The following is a 15,335-nucleotide window of genomic DNA, read 5'->3' as shown; positions in this document are numbered from 1 at the left end:
CAAGTGGAGCGTGCCTGGACATATTCAGTGCGCCTCGCGATTGCACATGGCCGCCGCGCTGAGCACCGACGCCAACAACGTGCCGGCGATCAGGCCGATCAGCAGAGCCGCTAGCAGCACGAGAACCTTGCGCGGCTTCACAGGCACGTCAGGCGTCAGAGCCAATTGGTCGACCTGCACGGTCTGCGTGGCGTCGGGAAGCTGTATACCGGCTAGGAAAGCCTTCTGCTCCTCCATATCTCGCAGCGAGTCGATGAAAGGATCGTCGGATTGGCGGGCCTCCAGCAGCGCGATCTCCTCGCTGATCGCTTTGGAGCCACGCAAGTAGAGCAGGCTGCCATCAATGAATGACGCTAGGTTGTCCTGGGCGGCGACGCGCGCGGAGCTGGCCTGCGGCGCTTCGAGGCCGACACTGCGAGCGATCTGCAGCGCCTCCTTGAGCGCCTGGATTCGGTCCTGGCGGCGCTTGAGTGCAGTTTCGCGGAGCAGATCGATATGGCGCTGCAGTTGCACGCTGCGCCGGCGGATCGAGGTCTCGATGGTTTCGCGGATTTCCCGGTCGGCCAAACGTCCAGCGTTGCGCACGTAGGCGTTAGCCATCTCAGCGGCCTGCTGTGGCTGCTCGGACAATACGTCGACCTCGAGAATGTAAGGCTTGAGCTTGTCCGGGGATAGCACCTGAAGCTGCCTATCGAATGCCCGACGCAGGGCACCCTCAGGCAGCCGACGCTGCGTATCGCTCAGGCTCGGCAGTACGGTTTCCTTGAAGAAACTCATCCGCAGGTAGTCGCTGAACAGATACTTCTGGAACACGCTGTAGACCGCATTCGTGTCCCACACTGGCAAACCTGCCCGGCCGTTATCCTGGTTGTAGCCGGCTACCGACGCGGGGGTTGGCGGCAACAGTGTGGTCCGCGCTTGGTAGAGAGGCGTCGTGAGGTACAGGTACAACCCCGCGCATGCCAGCGAGACCAAGGTCAGCCCCACAATGCACTTCCAGCGCTGGAACAGGAGCTGCAGATAATCGAAGAGATCAAGATGGGAAGGGGCACCTACAGATCCACGTTGTGTCAGCATGTTCACTAGGATATCTCTTGATTTTCTTGCTTGCTGGATAGTACCGATTTCGTCCGTCATCGTCAGTGATCCTTCTCCAGAGCTGTGCGATTCCAGATATTTAAAAGCAGATACAGGCAGCTCAAAAAGCTCGGAATTCCCCAAAGCCCGCCATGCACTAACTGCCCCGCAACTCAAATCTAGAGAACAGCTTGCGCGCTATCTGGCTAAGTTCTCTGAACTACCACAGACACAGCGAGCGAAGATGGCCAGCCACCACTGCATCGGTGAACACCGACTCCCCTCCTGGACAGCCCCAGTTAAAGGTCGACTCGACGTTGGCCAGAAGCTGGGTATTGGGCAGCGCTTTGCGGTCTAATCAAGCACAATTGGCTGGAATACAGCCGGGCCAATGGGAATGCCTAAACTTCTAGCCTTTAGAAAAAGAGCACCCATGCAACAATGGACAGTACAAATCCAACCGTGCTGCCAAATATCCAGGCGAACCTGATCACCGAAGATCGAGTCGCGCTGGTGACTTCCGTAACGTAAGTGCTCAGGTCCGCAGCACGGAGCGAACGTTTCGCATCCTCTATTGACTCCTCAAGCTTGGCCGTTAGGAAGGCTTTGCCTATAGCGAAAGCCAGAATGTAACTGGCGAGAAAAATGAGCAGATAGCTTGCCAAGCCCCAAAATCCTTCCTTGAAAATATCCACTGCTGCCGCGAATGCTTGTCAGACCTGAAGCCAAGACTCGACCACGTCGCTACCGTATTCAGCCTTCCAAGCCTTCAGCACCTTGTGGTTTCCACCCTTCGTTTCCACCACTTCACCGGTGTTCGGATTCTTGTAGACCTTCACCACACGCTCACGGCGCTTGAATTGCGACGTGCGACCACCGCGGATGCCCGCTGCAGCAGTTACTGATGGATCAAGGATTGCCACGATGTCACGAAGGGACTTGTCGTACTCACCCATCAGCGCCTTCAGCTTTTCCTCAAACTCAATTTCCTTCTTGAGGACTGTATCGTTCTTAAGGAACTCAAGATGAGCCAGTTGGTCAGCAAGAGCCTTTTCTGCGGCACGGAACTCAGCAAGCTTCGACATAAAAATGATCTCAGTAAGAAGGAGTGACCCGGAGAGCATATCCGACTCTGCAGGTCATCCCAACTAGTGGACCTGTGATTTGTGACCGCAAGGAATGCGACCAACGTGTAACGCTCTAGGGAGGGCAGCCTCAGAACAACTTGAGCAGGTAGACGCGCGGCGATTTGCCGTTTTTGCCCTGGAGCTCCTCGGCGGACAACGAGCGGGTCAGCGGAAAGGCCAGCTCCGGGCTCACGTAGGTATAGCTGGCCACCAGGAAGTGTGCGCCGAAGCCGGCCGAGGCCAGGTTCTCGGCATGCATGTAGCGCAGCTCCTCGTTCCACACCTTACCCACGCCCCTGTGGCCGAAGTCCTGCGTCGGCACCGGGTGCTTGGAGAACTCGTGGTAGCGGCTGCATTGCAGTTCCACTTTGCCGACCAAGCCCTTGTCGCCGGCGATTTCCGACGGATCGTAGCCACTCCTGAACTGGCTGCCGCCGACGTCGAACTGTTCGGGGGTAAGCAGCTCATCGCCGAAGCTGGTCTGTCCGGCCAGCGCCAGATGCAGGTTCGGGCCCACAGTGATCCAGCTCATGTCCTGCAGGCGCTGGGTGTCGACCTGCAGCTTGGTGAAGTCGGTCTGGCCCTCGTAGCGCAAGGGGTTACCGATCCCAGCGACAACGATGAGCGAAGAGACTAACAGCAATCCATCACAGCCATGGAGTCGCAAACTCTCTACAAGAATGGCGAACTGCAGATCGATAGTCCATCTTTGATCAGCCACTCATCTCGGCGCACGGCTCAGATCAGCAACACCGCAACCATCTCGCTCGGTCAGCGCAAGAGGCCGAATCTGCAGAGGACAAGGAAGAACAACACTATCGGCTCGAATACTCGGGAGCGAGTAAATGCTAAAACCCACACGGACTTTCGTCCTGATGATGTTACTAGCGTTTGGTGTATCGGCGCTTGCAGGATGGCAATTGCTTACGATGCGAAATGATGTAATTGAAATCACCAATGCAAGCGGCGCCAACGTATTATTGATCATCGAGCGAGAGCTTAATCGTGACTTAGATATGCATGCACAGTCACTTCAGACCATCATCAATGTCATCAAATCGCCATCAGGCTTAGACAATAGTCTTGGGCTTGCAGCCCTTGTCTACGGTCACGTCGCCGGCTCCCCAGGAATGGGCACCATTATTCTAACCGACAAATATGGCCAGCTACTGCAAGATCTCAACCACGACGGAGAAACACAGCAAGATTTGTCCACGCGAGAGTACTTCCAAGTCCATGCCAAGGGTGATCACAGCATTCACCTGAGCCATCCATTTAGGCCATCATACAACAGCAGCATGCGCGTCATTTCGCTGAGCCGCCCCCTAATTGATCAGAATGGAAAATTCGACGGAGTAGTGGCAGCGATCACCAACATACGCAGTCTAGAGGGGTATGCAGAGGACCTCAAAATTAGCCGTGACGATACAATATCAATTCATCTCCTCGACGGCACCCTGCTAGCACAATGGCCGGATAACGCACCTGCCCGCACGCGCGAAGAAACAAGAGCCTTTCAGAATTTTATTAGAAGCGGGCGAGCCAAATTCATCAACGATGCAACGAATACCGCGCGACCATACTGGCAAGGCTATCGGCGCGTGGGTAATTATCCCGCGGTAGTTACTATCGAGCGAGCACGCCGAACCGTACTCCAAACCTGGCTCGCTCGTAGCGTTATCACAATAATTTTTCTGATTGCGTTTAACCTTGCAACAGTAGTTCTCGCGTATCGCCTAACCAGCCATCTCCGCAGGCAGAAAAATGCAGAGAGTCGCCTGAGAGCCGAGGCAAATACCGATGCACTGACAGGCCTATACAACCGCCGCTGGTTCGATGAGCTAATTCGGAAAGAATGGCATCGCCACCTTCGCAACAATCAGAACCTGGCAGTTCTGATGTTAGACATTGACCAATTCAAGGCCTATAACGATCACTATGGCCACCAGATGGGGGATAAGGCGCTGATAAAAGTAGCAAACCAAGTGCGCACCGCAGCTCAGCGCGATGAAGATGGTTCTGCCCGCTACGGTGGCGAAGAGTTCGTGGTTGTACTACCAAACTGCGACTTGACCGGAGCGCTCGTTGTCGCCGAAGCGATTCGTCAAGGCGTAGAAAGCGCGGGGCTACCTCATGCAAAAGGAGACCGCGGCATCGTCACTATAAGCGTTGGTGTAGCCAGCACATCTTCCAACAAGGTAGAAAGTGTGGAGGCTTTGGTGAAGCGAGCCGACGAGATGCTCTATGAAGCAAAATTAGGCGGGCGCAATCGAGTGGAGCCGCACTAAGCCATAACGGAACCAACCACCATAGAACGGCCAGCGCCATTGGGAGAGAGAGGAGGCGCCCAGTTCCTGAAAGCTCTTTTCGTATACCTCCTAGAGATTACAGGGGATGGACATGATAATTATCGCCCTCGCCGTCCACGGAAATTTAATCCTTACACTAACTACTGCGAGTTCAATTATAAATTGCGAAAAACAAACCCAGCCGAAACCTCGGCTTTACTTTAAAGGAATCATCCGTCGCCCTTTATTTTCAACAGGAAGCGCCATCCCGCTTCCACAGGCAATTTAAGAAGGTTGAAACCCAGATCTGGTCGGACGACTAACAGACAACGGATGCGTGCGTTGTAAAAGCAGGGCGATCGCTCACGCGAAAACGGATTTCACACTCTCCCTTGTTGCCGGGGGAGGAGCAGTGAAAGTCTCGGTGTGGTGCACTCGCAATTGGCGACGCGGCTCAAACAGCCCGTTCCGGGGTCGCAGCCGCGTCGTCGTCGGCGCAAACGACTGGATATGGGCTCAGTAGGCCGAGCTGCTTGTAAGGGGGCGAAGAATGCTTGAAAGCTTGGCCGTACGCCTAACTGCCGCTCGTAGTAAGGCCAGGTCGATCGACGCGGCCACGAACAGAGGCTCCAACTCAAGCAATTCGCGAGCCTGCACATCATCGACTATCAGGATACCGGTAACCTTCCCACAAAGGGTGATACGCGTGATGGCAGTCACATCGACTGCGCGCTTCACCTCGGGGTACCACGGCAGCATTGCCCACGATGGTGTCGAGCACCATGCGCATGAGCTCCGTTTCGGGGCCTTACGCTTAATGCGGGCATCGCGGATTACCCTGGCGGTCAGTCGATCTTGTGGCTCTTGCCCCGTCGCCCGCCGGCAATCGGTACTCCACTCACTCCGACTGGACCCGATAGGCCTCGTCGAGAATCCACATTCGCAACCGCCGTTGCATCCGGCGCTCACCAGCCCAACAAAGGCCAATCGCCATTACACTACTACGAATAGGCGGGCTCACTTGAGCCACAATAAACGAAAGGCCCTCGACATCTTGCGAGAAAGGACATGACGTTTAGTGATAACACTCACGCCGGCTGGTCGTTGGCACAATTAGAGGCACTCAACCGGAGTAAAGCCATCGCACGCTTTACCCCGGATGGCACGCTACTCTATGCCAATCAGAACTATAGAAGGTTGCTCGGCTACGAAACAGAGGAAATCCGAGGGCGTCACCACAGTTTCTTCTGCTCGCAAGCGCTGGTGCGAAGTCCTACCTATGGCAGACTCTGGCAGCGATTGAATGCTGGCCAGTCCTGCTCCGAGATGGCCGAACGTATCCGGAGTGACGGCAGGCGCTGCTGGCTGAGCGCAACCTACATGCCGGTATTTGACGACTCGGGCGAGGTTGAACTGATCCTCAAGATCGCCACCGAGGTCACCGATGATCGCCAACCGGCAGGTCTGCAGCAGAGACGACTGGATCACCTTGCCGTTGCCGCAGAGTGCAGCGATACCGCCGTTCTGATCAGCGATAGCGATGCACATATCGCCTACACCAATGGCGGCTTCCAGCGGATGCTCGGCTGGACGGAAGACGAGGCGCGCGGTCGCAACCTGCTGGAGGTCCTGTCCCCGCAACTGGACGCAAGACGTATCGCCCGGCTCGAGGCCGACCTCCAACGAGGCCTTCCCATGCAGCTCGAGGAACTCATCCAGGGCAAACAGGGCCAGCGCTACTGGGTCAAGATCGTCAGCAATCCGATCCTCGATGACCAAGGACGCCTCCAGCACAGCATGACGCTGCTGACCGACATCACCCGAATCAGGATCCACGAAACTCTGCAACAAAAAGCGCTGGAAGCCATGGCACGAGAAAAGCCACTGGCCAAGGTGCTAGAGCTGATCTGTCTGGAGGTAGAGCGCATAGCACCGGAAGTTTCCGCCTCGATCCTTCAAGTTGACGAGCATGATCAGCTACACCCTCTGGCAGCACCCAGCCTTCCGGAAGCCTATTCGAGACAGCTCGATGGCCTGAAAATCGGCCCCAGGGTCGGCTCTTGCGGCACCGCTGCCTGGCGCAACGAGGCCGTCAAGGTCGATAACATCGCCGCGGATCCGCTATGGGCCGACTTCCTTCACCTTGCCCTGCCAGTCGGAATTCTCGGGTGCTGGTCAGCACCGATTCGCAATGCCCAAGGGCGACCAATCGGCACCTTTGCCTTCTATTTCCGCCAACCCCGCAACACGCATACCGAGCTCTTCCATCAACGTCTCGCCGATGCCTGCACGCACCTCTGCGCCCTGGCACTGGAGCGTGAAAGCACCCAGCGACGCATCCGCCAGTTGGCCTTCTACGACAGTCTGACCGGCATGCCCAACCGGAGCCTGCTACAGGCCAACGCCGGACAGAGCATCGCCGCAGCGGCCCGGGACGGCGAACAGTTGGCTGCGCTCTTCATCGATCTGGACCGCTTCAAGCAGGTCAACGACTCGTTCGGCCACCCAATGGGGGACGAGTTGCTGCGGGAAGTCGCCACCCGTATACAGCAGGAACTACGGCCAGTGGACCTAGCCGGCCGGCTGTCTGGCGACGAGCTGGTGGTCATACTGCCAGGCTGCGATGCCGAGCAGGCAACCCCTGTGGTCGAGCGGATTCAGGCACGGATCAACCAACCGATCGCCCTGGGCAATACGAACCTATCTATATCCGCCAGCATCGGCATAGCCCTCTACCCCAGTGATGGCCAGGACTTCGACACCCTTATCCGCTGTGCGGACATGGCCATGTACCAGGCTAAAAGCGGCGGCCGCGGCCGCTTCAGTTTCTTCAGTGCCGAACTGAACAAACTCGCCCAGGAGCGCCTAGCCCTGGAGATCGCCCTGCGGGATGCGCTCCATCAAAACCAGCTGCGACTCCACTATCAGCCGCAGATCGAACTTGGTAGCAAGCGCATGTACGGCGTCGAGGCGCTGGCCCGCTGGACACACCCACAACTGGGGGAGATCCCCCCAACACGCTTCATTCCTCTAGCTGAAGAGTGCGGCCTCATCGCAGAACTCGGCAGGTGGGCATTGAGCGCAGCCTGCAGGCAACTGTCCGAGTGGAGGGCGAAAGGACTACCAGTTCCGGTGGTAGCGGTAAACCTTTCCCCGGTCAGCTTCCACAATCTGGACCTGCCAAACCTGATCGAGGACGCGCTGAGCAGCAACGACCTGACTGCGCAGGATCTGACTCTGGAGCTGACCGAAAACATCCTCCTGGACACCACTCCCACTACCTTGCAGACCATTCACGAAATCCATGCCCAGGGCGTCAAGCTGTCCATGGATGACTTCGGTACGGGTTACTCCAGCCTCAGTTACCTGCGCCGTCTCCCTATTTCCGAACTAAAGCTGGATCGAAGCTTCGTTGCCGACATCGAACTGGAAGAAGAAGCTCGCGCCCTCAGCAATGCGATTTTGGGCATCGGCAAAAGTCTGCACATGACTGTAGTGGCCGAAGGAGTGGAGAACGACTCACAGAGCACGCTACTGCAAGAACAGGGCTATCCGGTCGCCCAAGGCTATCTGTTTTCCCGACCACTCCCGGCCGATGAACTGGAACGCTGGATCATTGCCTGGGAAATACAGCACACGGAAAACCCCAGTGGCGCAGTCTGATGGAGCGGAACCCAAGCGTGGTCAGACGGGCAGGTGAATCTAGCGAGACATGTAACCCAATTGCCATGACCGCGGAATAAAGAAAACTACTGCAGCCAGCATGCTAGCGAGCGCAGCGCTCACGGCCATAGCGGCCAGACCCAGGTGATGTTCCAGGAATGCCCCTACGGCAGCCCCCAACAGCATTCCGCTCCATGGTACCAGTTGCACCCGCCAGCCATTGTATCGCTCCCCCAATAGCCAACGGCCTAGGCCACGGCCAAAACGAGACAGCGCCCCCGTCACATAGGTCAAACCGATGGGTAGGCCATTCACCTGTTCCACAACAGCGTTCAGCATCCCCATCGAGACGATAGCCGCAATGAAGGCTGGGAGATTCCAGTCCACCGGCCAGAGGGCCGCAAACCCCAGCAGAGCAGCGACGACGATGAGTAATGGAGCAGCCCGTCTCTTGAATCCTCGAGCTAGGACGATGCCCAGCGCATTGCCGGCGACGAAGCACACCACGGCGAGCGAAAGGCGCCCCACGGTCGTCGGGTCATGCTCGCTTACCGCGACCGCCAGACGCGTGGTATTGCCGCTCATGAACGACACGAAGTCGCCGGTAGCCAGGAAGCCTATCGCATCGGTCATCCCCGCCAGTACTGACAGGCAAGCGACCAGCCCCAACCCGACGCGCCCACGCAGGACGTGTAGACGCGACCGTTTGGCGCTGCGGAGCTTTGGGGCATGGGGAAGCATTACGGTACAGCCTGGCGGGATGGACAATCGACGAGAGCGGCCAAGATGTCACACCTGCGCAGTGGGCACTTCGTCCTCACTGATGCAGTGTTCGATCTCGGTCACCTTACGCAAGGCAAGATCGGCATCAGGATAGGCGCCAAAAATTCGTCCCTGATAGAAGACTACCCAGACGAAGCCCTGCGGCTCCAACCCCGAGAGATCATGAAGCAACGCCTGGAACCTGGCGGGCAGATCGTCAATGTGCATCTGTGCCATACCGCGCAGGATCATGGCGGACCACCTTACCTAGAGAAAGGATATTTTTGGCTCTTCGCGACCGATGAGCAATACGACAGAAGTTTGCAAATGAAAAATCGCTGCCCCGCAAGAAGGCTGCAACTGCCTAGGATACCCCATCTTGCTTCAGAAAAATGGGGGACCGTTTCTAGGCGGAGATGTTTGTCAGACCCGCGTTCCTCGCCAGACGCTGATGCTTACCCCCTCTGGGGACCATATACCTGGGCAAGGCTCAACCCAATTGGAAAAGCCCCCAAGCAAACAGGGAAACGACAGCCCCAACCAACGAGCCCAAAATACAACCACACTTGATAATCGACGAACGAGTTGCCCTGGTGATCTCCCGAACATAATCGCGCCTATCCGTAGCACGAAAGAAATGCTCAGCGCCCTCTATTGATGCCTCAAGCTTCGCTCTCATCAATGAACTAGCTGCAAAAAAAGCCATGGCATAACTGGCTAGGAAAATGGCGCCATAGATACACAGTCCCAAGAGTTCCTCATTAAAGACATCCATTGAAATCACCAGATTCTGAAAGCCCGGCTCCAAGCTAGCCTGCTTAGCCGAGCATCGATCAGCCATGCCGCCCTCATGTCCGAAGGGAATATCAGCCCTTCGAGCGAGTGATACGCCCGCTTTTTACCTCAGAAGCATACCTTGCCAAGCGATCCTCTCCATTCATGAGTATGCCTACCATGCGAAGGACAGCCCATGCATCAGCCTCATTGCCACTACTGCCGAGGCGTTCTGCAATCTGTACTAAGTCGACCGTCGCCCACTTCAAGTCAGAAGCGATTGATTTGAGATCATGTTTCAAGAGTTGGGTGTGCTTGTTCACAACTCAGATTTCCTGTCATCGGTAAACGTCGACCATAACGCGAGCGCGATATCGTACTGCGCTAGAACCATGCCTGTTGGGCTATGGCACGACTTTCACATAGCCGCGGACTCCGAACAAAGGCCAGAGCGAAAAGAACGCGCCCAACCCGCAAACGGCCCCCCAGAGGTAAACGATGCTTGTTAGGCCTGCTGCCAGGACTCGACCACATCGTTACCGTGCTCGGGCTTTACCAGCCCCCGCCAACGGGCTAACGCATGACCTGCGCAAATCGCGCACTCTCTCCATACTCCCGCCCTCCGCCATCAGTAGGCTCCTGCACTGGTGACAGCGAGGGATCGCCGCAGAGCGCCTCGTGCAGTGCTTCCAGCAGCACCTGCACGCGGGCATCGGCCAGGCTGTAGTAGATCGAGCGGGACTCGCGGCGGGTCTTCACCAGTTGGTTCTGCCGCAGTTCCGCCAGTTGCTGCGACAGGCCGGGCTGGCGCAGGCCGAGGTCGCGCTCCAGTTCCGCCACGGAGCACTCGCCCCGGGCGATCTGGCAGAGCAGCAGCAGGCGCGTCGGGTTGGCCAGCAGGCGCAGCAGCTCAGCGGCGTCGTTGGCGCGCTCCTTCAGGGCTTCCAGGCCCTCGTCGGCCGGGGTTTTCATGGTTTCTTCCAGCGGTAGTACCAGGTTTCGTCCGGGCCGGGTTCGACCTGCAACGCCTCGTGCGCATCCAGGGCCACCGGCTCCAGCAGCGCGCCGCCGGGCTGCCAGCCCTCCGGCGTGGAGGCGGCGTGCCGGTCGGCGGCCTGCAGCGCGGCGACCAGGCGCAGCAGTTCTTCCACCGAGCGGCCGACGTTCATCGGGTACCAGCTCAGGGCGCGGATGATGCCCTCCGGATCGATCACGTAGCTGACCCGGGTGGTCGAGCTGTCCACCGCGTCGGGGCCGACCATGCCGTAGCCGCGGGCGATGGCCATGGAGGGGTCCTCGATGATCGGGAAGTCGATGGCCACGCCGAAGCGCTCGTGGATGTCGCGTATCCACGCCAGGTGCGAGTAGAGGCCGTCCACCGATAGCGCCAGCAGCTCGCAGCCCAGTTCGTCGAAGCGCGGCTTGGCGCGGGCGAAGGCGATGAACTCGCTGGTGCACACCGGGGTGAAGTCCGCCGGGTGGGAGAACAGCAGCAGCCAGCGGCCGCGGTAGTCGCTCAGGGCGACGTCGCCGCGGGTGGTGCGGGCGCGGAACTCCGGCGCACGGTCGTTCTGGCGCAGCGGCGGCATGGAGGGAGCGGAACAGGCATTGGCTTCCACGGTGATCCAGATTCTCGGCTGAACAGGCCCGTCATGCTACCGCCCCGGCCCGGTAGCGTCGACGCCGACACTTCGACGCTTTCATAATTGCACTATTAAAGAAATAGTGTAAGCATTATCCAGATAAATGTCGCAGGAGACGTCCCCCATGTCCGCCCTCCACGCCGATGCCGCCCTGGCCGCCGCCAGCGCACTGGTCGACGACGCCACCAGCGGCCGCGCCCCCGCCCCGCAGGTCACCTCGTTCTTCGACGAAGCCACCTTCACCGTCAGCCATGTGGTGCGCGATCCCACCAGCAACGCCTGCGCCATCATCGACAGCGTGCTCGACTTCGACCAGGCCAGCGGCCGCACCCACCAGGAGTCGGCCCAGGCCCTGGTGGAGTTCGTCCAGGCCAACGACCTGCGGGTGTCCTGGCTGCTGGAGACACACGCCCATGCCGACCACCTGTCCGCCGCGCCGCTGCTGCAGGAACGCCTGGGCGGGCGCCTGGCGATCGGCGAGCGGATCACCCGGGTGCAGCAGACCTTCGGCAAGATCTTCAACGCCGGCAGCGCCTTCGCCCGCGACGGCAGCCAGTTCGACCATCTTTTCGCGGATGGCGAAAGTTTCCGCATCGGCAACCTGCAGGCCATCGCCCTGCACGTGCCCGGGCATACCCCGGCCTGTATGGCCTACGTGATCGGCGATGCGGTGTTCCCCGGCGACACCCTGTTCATGCCCGACTACGGCACCGCGCGCTGCGACTTCCCCGGCGGCGACAGCGCCACGCTGTTCCGCTCCATCCGCCGGCTGCTCGGCCTGCCGCAGCGGGCGCGGGTGTTCCTCTGCCACGACTACAAGGCCCCCGGCCGCGACCACTACGCCTGGGAAACCAGCATCGGCGCGCAGCGCGCCGGCAACATCCACGTCCACGACGGCGTGAGCGAGGCCGGGTTCGTCGCCATGCGCGACGCCCGCGACGCCACCCTGCCGATGCCGCGCCTGATGCTGCCCTCGGTGCAGGTGAACATGCGCGGCGGCCACCTGCCGGAGCCGGAAGACAACGGCGTGCGCTACCTCAAGCTGCCGCTGAACCTGCTCTGAGCCGCCGACGGTGGGCCATGACGGCCGCTGTCCCGCCGCCCTCCCCTTGCCTTGCGCCGCCGAAAGAAGAAGAGGAATCCGCCATGCAACGTCTGCCCCTGGACGATGGCTTTTGCGTCGCCCCGCAACTGAACCCCGAAGACCTTTCCGCCCTGGCCGCCGCCGGCATTCGCAGCCTGGTCTGCAACCGCCCCGACGGCGAGGCCGACGACCAGCCGGGCAGCCAGGCCATGGCCGCGGCCGCCGCCGCCCAGGGCCTGGAGTTCGCCTACCTGCCGGTGACCAGCGGCGCCATCGGCGACGCCGACGTCCACGCCTTCGCCGCCGCCCTGGAGCAGCTGCCCGGCCCGGTGCTCGCCTACTGCCGCACCGGCACCCGCTCGGCCACCCTCTGGGTGCTGTCCCAGGCCGGGCAACGGCCCCTGGACGACATACTCGCCCGCGCCGCCCGGGCCGGCTTCGACCTCGGCCAGCTGCGCCCGCGCCTGCAGGCCGCCGCCAGCCCCCGCCCGGGGCGCGGCGAGCCCACCTATGACGTGGTGGTGATCGGCGCCGGCGCCGCCGGCCTGGCCACCTGCGCCAGCCTGCTCAAGCGCCGCCAGAACCTGAGCATCTGCATGGTCGAGCCGGCCACGGAGCACTACTACCAGCCGGGCTGGACCATGGTCGGCGCCGGCGTCTTCACCCAGGACCGCACGGTGCGCCCGATGGCGGCGCTGATCCCCGACTGCGTGGCCTGGGAACGCTCCGCCGCGGCGGCCTTCGCGCCCCAGGACGAGCGGGTGATCCTGGCCAACGGCGCCAGCCTGAAGTACCGCGTGCTGGTCCTGGCGCCCGGCCTGAAGCTGGACTGGAACGCCATCCCCGGCCTGGCCGACACCCTGGGGCGCAACGGCGTGACCTCCAACTACCGCTTCGACCTGGCGCCCTACACCTGGCAGCTGGTGCGCGGCCTGCACCGCGGCCGCGCGCTCTTCACCCAGCCGCCGATGCCGATCAAGTGCGCCGGCGCTCCGCAGAAGGCCATGTACCTGTCCGCCGACCACTGGCTGCGCGGTGGCCGCCTGGACGGCATCGATATCCAGTTCCACACCGCCGGCGCCGCGCTGTTCGGCGTGGCGGACTACGTGCCGGCATTGATGGAGTACGTCGAGCGCTACCGCGCCCAGCTCAACTTCGGCTCGACCCTGGCGGCCGTCGACGGCCCGGCGCGCACCGCCACCTTCGCCCGCACCGATGCCGACGGCCAGCGCCACGAGGAAGTGCGCGAGTTCGACATGCTCCACGTGTGCCCGCCGCAGACCGCTCCGGACTTCATCCGCAGCAGCCAGCTGGCCGGCGACGGCGGCTGGATCGACGTCGACCCGGTGACCTTGCGCCATGTGCGCTTCGCCAACGTCTTCGCCCTCGGCGACGCCAGCGCCGCGCCCAACGCCAAGACCGCCGCGGCGGCGCGCAAGCAGGCGCCGGTGGTGGCGCAGAACGCCCTCGCCTGCCTCGACGGCCTGCCCCTGACGGCGGCCTACGACGGCTACGGCTCCTGCCCGCTGACCGTGGAGCGCGGCAAGATCGTGCTCGCCGAGTTCGGCTACGGCGGCAAGCTGCTGCCCACCTTCCCGCGCTGGCTGTTCGATGGCCGCAAGCCGTCGCGCCTGGCCTGGCACCTGAAGTCCGAGGCGTTGCCGGGCATCTACTGGAACGCCATGCTCAAGGGCCGCGAGTGGCTCTGCGCGCCCGGCCGGCGCCGCGCCGAACAGTCCGCCTGAGGAAGCCGCGATGCCGACCCTCAGTCTGTTGCAGTACCTGCTCGGCGCCGCCGCCGGATCGCTGGTGGGCTTCACCCTCGGCCTGGTCGGCGGGGGCGGCTCGATCCTCGCCGTGCCGCTGATGGTCTACCTGGTCGGCGTCGACAACCCCCACATCGCCATCGGCACCAGCGCCCTGGCGGTGGCCGCCAACGCCGCTGCCAACCTGCTCAACCATGCCCGCCGCGGCAACGTGAAGTGGCCCTGCGCCTCGCTGTTCGCCCTGGTCGGGGTGGTCGGCGCCTTCTTCGGCTCGTCCCTGGGCAAGGCCTTCGACGGCCAGAAGCTGCTGGTGCTGTTCGCCCTGCTGATGCTGGTGGTGGCGGCGCTGATGCTGCGCGGGCGCGCCAGCGAAGGCGACGCCGCGGTGGCCCTGGGCCGCGGCAACGCCCCGCGGCTGGCGGCTTTCGGCGGCCTGGCCGGCGCCCTGTCGGGGTTCTTCGGCATCGGCGGCGGCTTCCTCATCGTCCCCGGCCTGATGGCCGCCACGCGCATGCCGATCCTCTTCGCCGTGGGCAGTTCGCTGGTGGCGGTGACCGCCTTCGGCCTGACCACCGCGCTCAACTACGCGCGCTCGGGCCTGGTGGACTGGCCGCTGGCGGTGGTGTTCATCGGCGGCGGGGTGGCCGGCGGGCTGTGCGGCGCCTGGCTGGCGACGCGCCTGTCACGCAGCCAGGGCACCCTGAACCTGGTGTCCGCGGCGATGATCGGCGCCACCGCGCTGTACATGCTCTACCGCAGCCTGGGGGCGCTGGGCGTCATATGAACGGCCGGGCTGCGCACCGCTCAAGTGTATTTCGTGAAGATCGCCCGGACCCGCTGCAGCGTCTGCGCCGCGTCCTGCTCCTGGTCCTCGAACGCCTCTTCCAGCAGGCAGGCGAGCAGTTCCTGGTAGGCCTTTTCCAGGGCCTTGCGCGCCGCGCGGAACTGCAGCGCGATGGTCTCGCACTCCTCGCCCCGGCGGATCATCGCCTGCAACCCACGTATCTGGCCCTCGACCCGGGCCAGGCGGTTGAGCATCGCTTCCTGGGGGGTGATATCGCTTTTTCTGCTCACGTGTACCTTCCAACGCGCATCCCGAGGTGAAGGCTCCATGGGGTTCCCATCCACGGCAACCCGGCGCCCGGGCGTGA

15 protein-coding genes are annotated in these 15,335 nt (G+C 61.4%); 5 read left to right on the top strand and 10 right to left on the bottom strand.

Annotation, left to right across the window (positions count from 1 at the left end; genetic code table 11):
• Window positions 1–24: 24 nt before the first annotated feature.
• The 4 genes from N5C91_RS15165 to N5C91_RS15150 all read right to left on the bottom strand — a co-directional run bounded on the left by N5C91_RS15165 (window position 25) and on the right by N5C91_RS15150 (window position 2,799).
• A complete protein-coding gene (locus N5C91_RS15165) occupies window positions 25–1,137 on the bottom strand; it encodes a Wzz/FepE/Etk N-terminal domain-containing protein (RefSeq protein WP_279830289.1) in 1,113 nt (370 codons plus the stop codon).
• Window positions 1,138–1,493: 356 nt separating this feature from the next.
• A complete protein-coding gene (locus N5C91_RS15160; protein ID WP_279830288.1) occupies window positions 1,494–1,742 on the bottom strand; it encodes a hypothetical protein in 249 nt (82 codons plus the stop codon).
• A 48-nt stretch (window positions 1,743–1,790) separates the two neighbouring features.
• A complete protein-coding gene (locus N5C91_RS15155; protein ID WP_279830287.1) occupies window positions 1,791–2,162 on the bottom strand; it encodes a histone-like nucleoid-structuring protein, MvaT/MvaU family in 372 nt (123 codons plus the stop codon).
• A gap of 130 nt (window positions 2,163–2,292) precedes the next feature.
• Entirely contained in the window at window positions 2,293–2,799 is a 507-nt protein-coding gene (locus tag N5C91_RS15150; protein WP_279830286.1) for a ShlB/FhaC/HecB family hemolysin secretion/activation protein, read from the bottom strand.
• A 250-nt stretch (window positions 2,800–3,049) separates the two neighbouring features.
• Here N5C91_RS15150 and N5C91_RS15145 point away from each other — a divergent pair, with 250 nt between their 5' ends.
• Window positions 3,050–4,492: a diguanylate cyclase gene (locus tag N5C91_RS15145; protein ID WP_279830285.1), complete on the top strand. Its 1,443-nt coding sequence runs from the start codon at window positions 3,050–3,052 to the stop codon at window positions 4,490–4,492.
• Between the two features lie 1,068 nt (window positions 4,493–5,560).
• A complete protein-coding gene (locus N5C91_RS15140) occupies window positions 5,561–8,155 on the top strand; it encodes an EAL domain-containing protein (protein ID WP_279830284.1) in 2,595 nt (864 codons plus the stop codon).
• Between the two features lie 39 nt (window positions 8,156–8,194).
• Here N5C91_RS15140 and N5C91_RS15135 read toward each other — a convergent pair whose 3' ends face one another.
• From N5C91_RS15135 to N5C91_RS15110, 5 genes are all read right to left on the bottom strand, one after another.
• Window positions 8,195–8,896, bottom strand: coding sequence for a YoaK family protein (locus N5C91_RS15135; protein WP_279830283.1), 702 nt, complete (start codon window positions 8,894–8,896; stop codon window positions 8,195–8,197).
• Between the two features lie 48 nt (window positions 8,897–8,944).
• Window positions 8,945–9,169 carry a hypothetical protein gene (locus N5C91_RS15130; RefSeq protein WP_194488943.1) on the bottom strand — a complete coding sequence of 75 codons (225 nt, stop codon included), beginning with the start codon at window positions 9,167–9,169 and terminating at the stop codon, window positions 8,945–8,947.
• Between the two features lie 238 nt (window positions 9,170–9,407).
• The gene (locus N5C91_RS15125) at window positions 9,408–9,758 is read right to left on the bottom strand and encodes a hypothetical protein (protein WP_279830282.1); all 351 of its coding nucleotides are present in this window, start codon (window positions 9,756–9,758) and stop codon (window positions 9,408–9,410) included.
• Between the two features lie 506 nt (window positions 9,759–10,264).
• Entirely contained in the window at window positions 10,265–10,663 is a 399-nt protein-coding gene (locus N5C91_RS15115) for a metalloregulator ArsR/SmtB family transcription factor (RefSeq protein WP_279830281.1), read from the bottom strand.
• Window positions 10,660–11,310 (bottom strand): peroxiredoxin, encoded by a 651-nt coding sequence (locus tag N5C91_RS15110; RefSeq protein WP_253410666.1) that lies wholly within the window; start codon window positions 11,308–11,310, stop codon window positions 10,660–10,662. Before N5C91_RS15110 ends, N5C91_RS15115 begins: the two co-directional genes overlap by 4 nt.
• A gap of 148 nt (window positions 11,311–11,458) precedes the next feature.
• On the opposite strand from N5C91_RS15110, the gene N5C91_RS15105 reads away from it, so the two are divergent.
• From N5C91_RS15105 to N5C91_RS15095, 3 genes are all read left to right on the top strand, one after another.
• Complete coding sequence (locus N5C91_RS15105) at window positions 11,459–12,397, top strand: MBL fold metallo-hydrolase (protein WP_279830280.1); 939 nt, start codon at window positions 11,459–11,461, stop codon at window positions 12,395–12,397.
• An 83-nt stretch (window positions 12,398–12,480) separates the two neighbouring features.
• On the top strand, window positions 12,481–14,163 hold the full coding sequence (locus N5C91_RS15100) for a TIGR01244 family sulfur transferase (protein ID WP_279830279.1): 1,683 nt from the start codon (window positions 12,481–12,483) through the stop codon (window positions 14,161–14,163).
• Window positions 14,164–14,173: 10 nt separating this feature from the next.
• Window positions 14,174–14,968 (top strand): sulfite exporter TauE/SafE family protein, encoded by a 795-nt coding sequence (locus tag N5C91_RS15095; RefSeq protein ID WP_279830278.1) that lies wholly within the window; start codon window positions 14,174–14,176, stop codon window positions 14,966–14,968.
• Between the two features lie 20 nt (window positions 14,969–14,988).
• On the opposite strand, the gene N5C91_RS15090 is transcribed toward N5C91_RS15095, so the two are convergent.
• Window positions 14,989–15,222: a metal-sensing transcriptional repressor gene (locus N5C91_RS15090; RefSeq protein ID WP_009623131.1), complete on the bottom strand. Its 234-nt coding sequence runs from the start codon at window positions 15,220–15,222 to the stop codon at window positions 14,989–14,991.
• Window positions 15,223–15,335: the final 113 nt, after the last annotated feature.

The sequence above is a fragment of the Pseudomonas sp. GD03903 genome (assembly GCF_029840045.1).
Taxonomy (GTDB): domain Bacteria; phylum Pseudomonadota; class Gammaproteobacteria; order Pseudomonadales; family Pseudomonadaceae; genus Pseudomonas; species Pseudomonas pseudonitroreducens.
This window is presented reverse-complemented; position numbering and strand designations above follow the sequence as displayed.

What these genes read in the sequence shown, in the direction of transcription:
- N5C91_RS15095 (WP_279830278.1), top strand. Translation starts at nt 14,174, where the DNA reads ATGCCGACCCTCAGTCTGTTGCAGTACCTGCTCGGCGCCGCCGCCGGA.
- N5C91_RS15125 (WP_279830282.1), bottom strand. Translation starts at nt 9,758, where the DNA reads ATGGCTGATCGATGCTCGGCTAAGCAGGCTAGCTTGGAGCCGGGCTTT.
- N5C91_RS15130 (WP_194488943.1), bottom strand. Translation starts at nt 9,169, where the DNA reads ATGATCCTGCGCGGTATGGCACAGATGCACATTGACGATCTGCCCGCC.
- N5C91_RS15105 (WP_279830280.1), top strand. Translation starts at nt 11,459, where the DNA reads ATGTCCGCCCTCCACGCCGATGCCGCCCTGGCCGCCGCCAGCGCACTG.
- N5C91_RS15090 (WP_009623131.1), bottom strand. Translation starts at nt 15,222, where the DNA reads ATGCTCAACCGCCTGGCCCGGGTCGAGGGCCAGATACGTGGGTTGCAG.
- N5C91_RS15115 (WP_279830281.1), bottom strand. Translation starts at nt 10,663, where the DNA reads ATGAAAACCCCGGCCGACGAGGGCCTGGAAGCCCTGAAGGAGCGCGCC.
- N5C91_RS15140 (WP_279830284.1), top strand. Translation starts at nt 5,561, where the DNA reads ATGACGTTTAGTGATAACACTCACGCCGGCTGGTCGTTGGCACAATTA.
- N5C91_RS15165 (WP_279830289.1), bottom strand. Translation starts at nt 1,137, where the DNA reads ATGACGGACGAAATCGGTACTATCCAGCAAGCAAGAAAATCAAGAGAT.
- N5C91_RS15135 (WP_279830283.1), bottom strand. Translation starts at nt 8,896, where the DNA reads ATGCTTCCCCATGCCCCAAAGCTCCGCAGCGCCAAACGGTCGCGTCTA.
- N5C91_RS15155 (WP_279830287.1), bottom strand. Translation starts at nt 2,162, where the DNA reads ATGTCGAAGCTTGCTGAGTTCCGTGCCGCAGAAAAGGCTCTTGCTGAC.
- N5C91_RS15145 (WP_279830285.1), top strand. Translation starts at nt 3,050, where the DNA reads ATGCTAAAACCCACACGGACTTTCGTCCTGATGATGTTACTAGCGTTT.
- N5C91_RS15100 (WP_279830279.1), top strand. Translation starts at nt 12,481, where the DNA reads ATGCAACGTCTGCCCCTGGACGATGGCTTTTGCGTCGCCCCGCAACTG.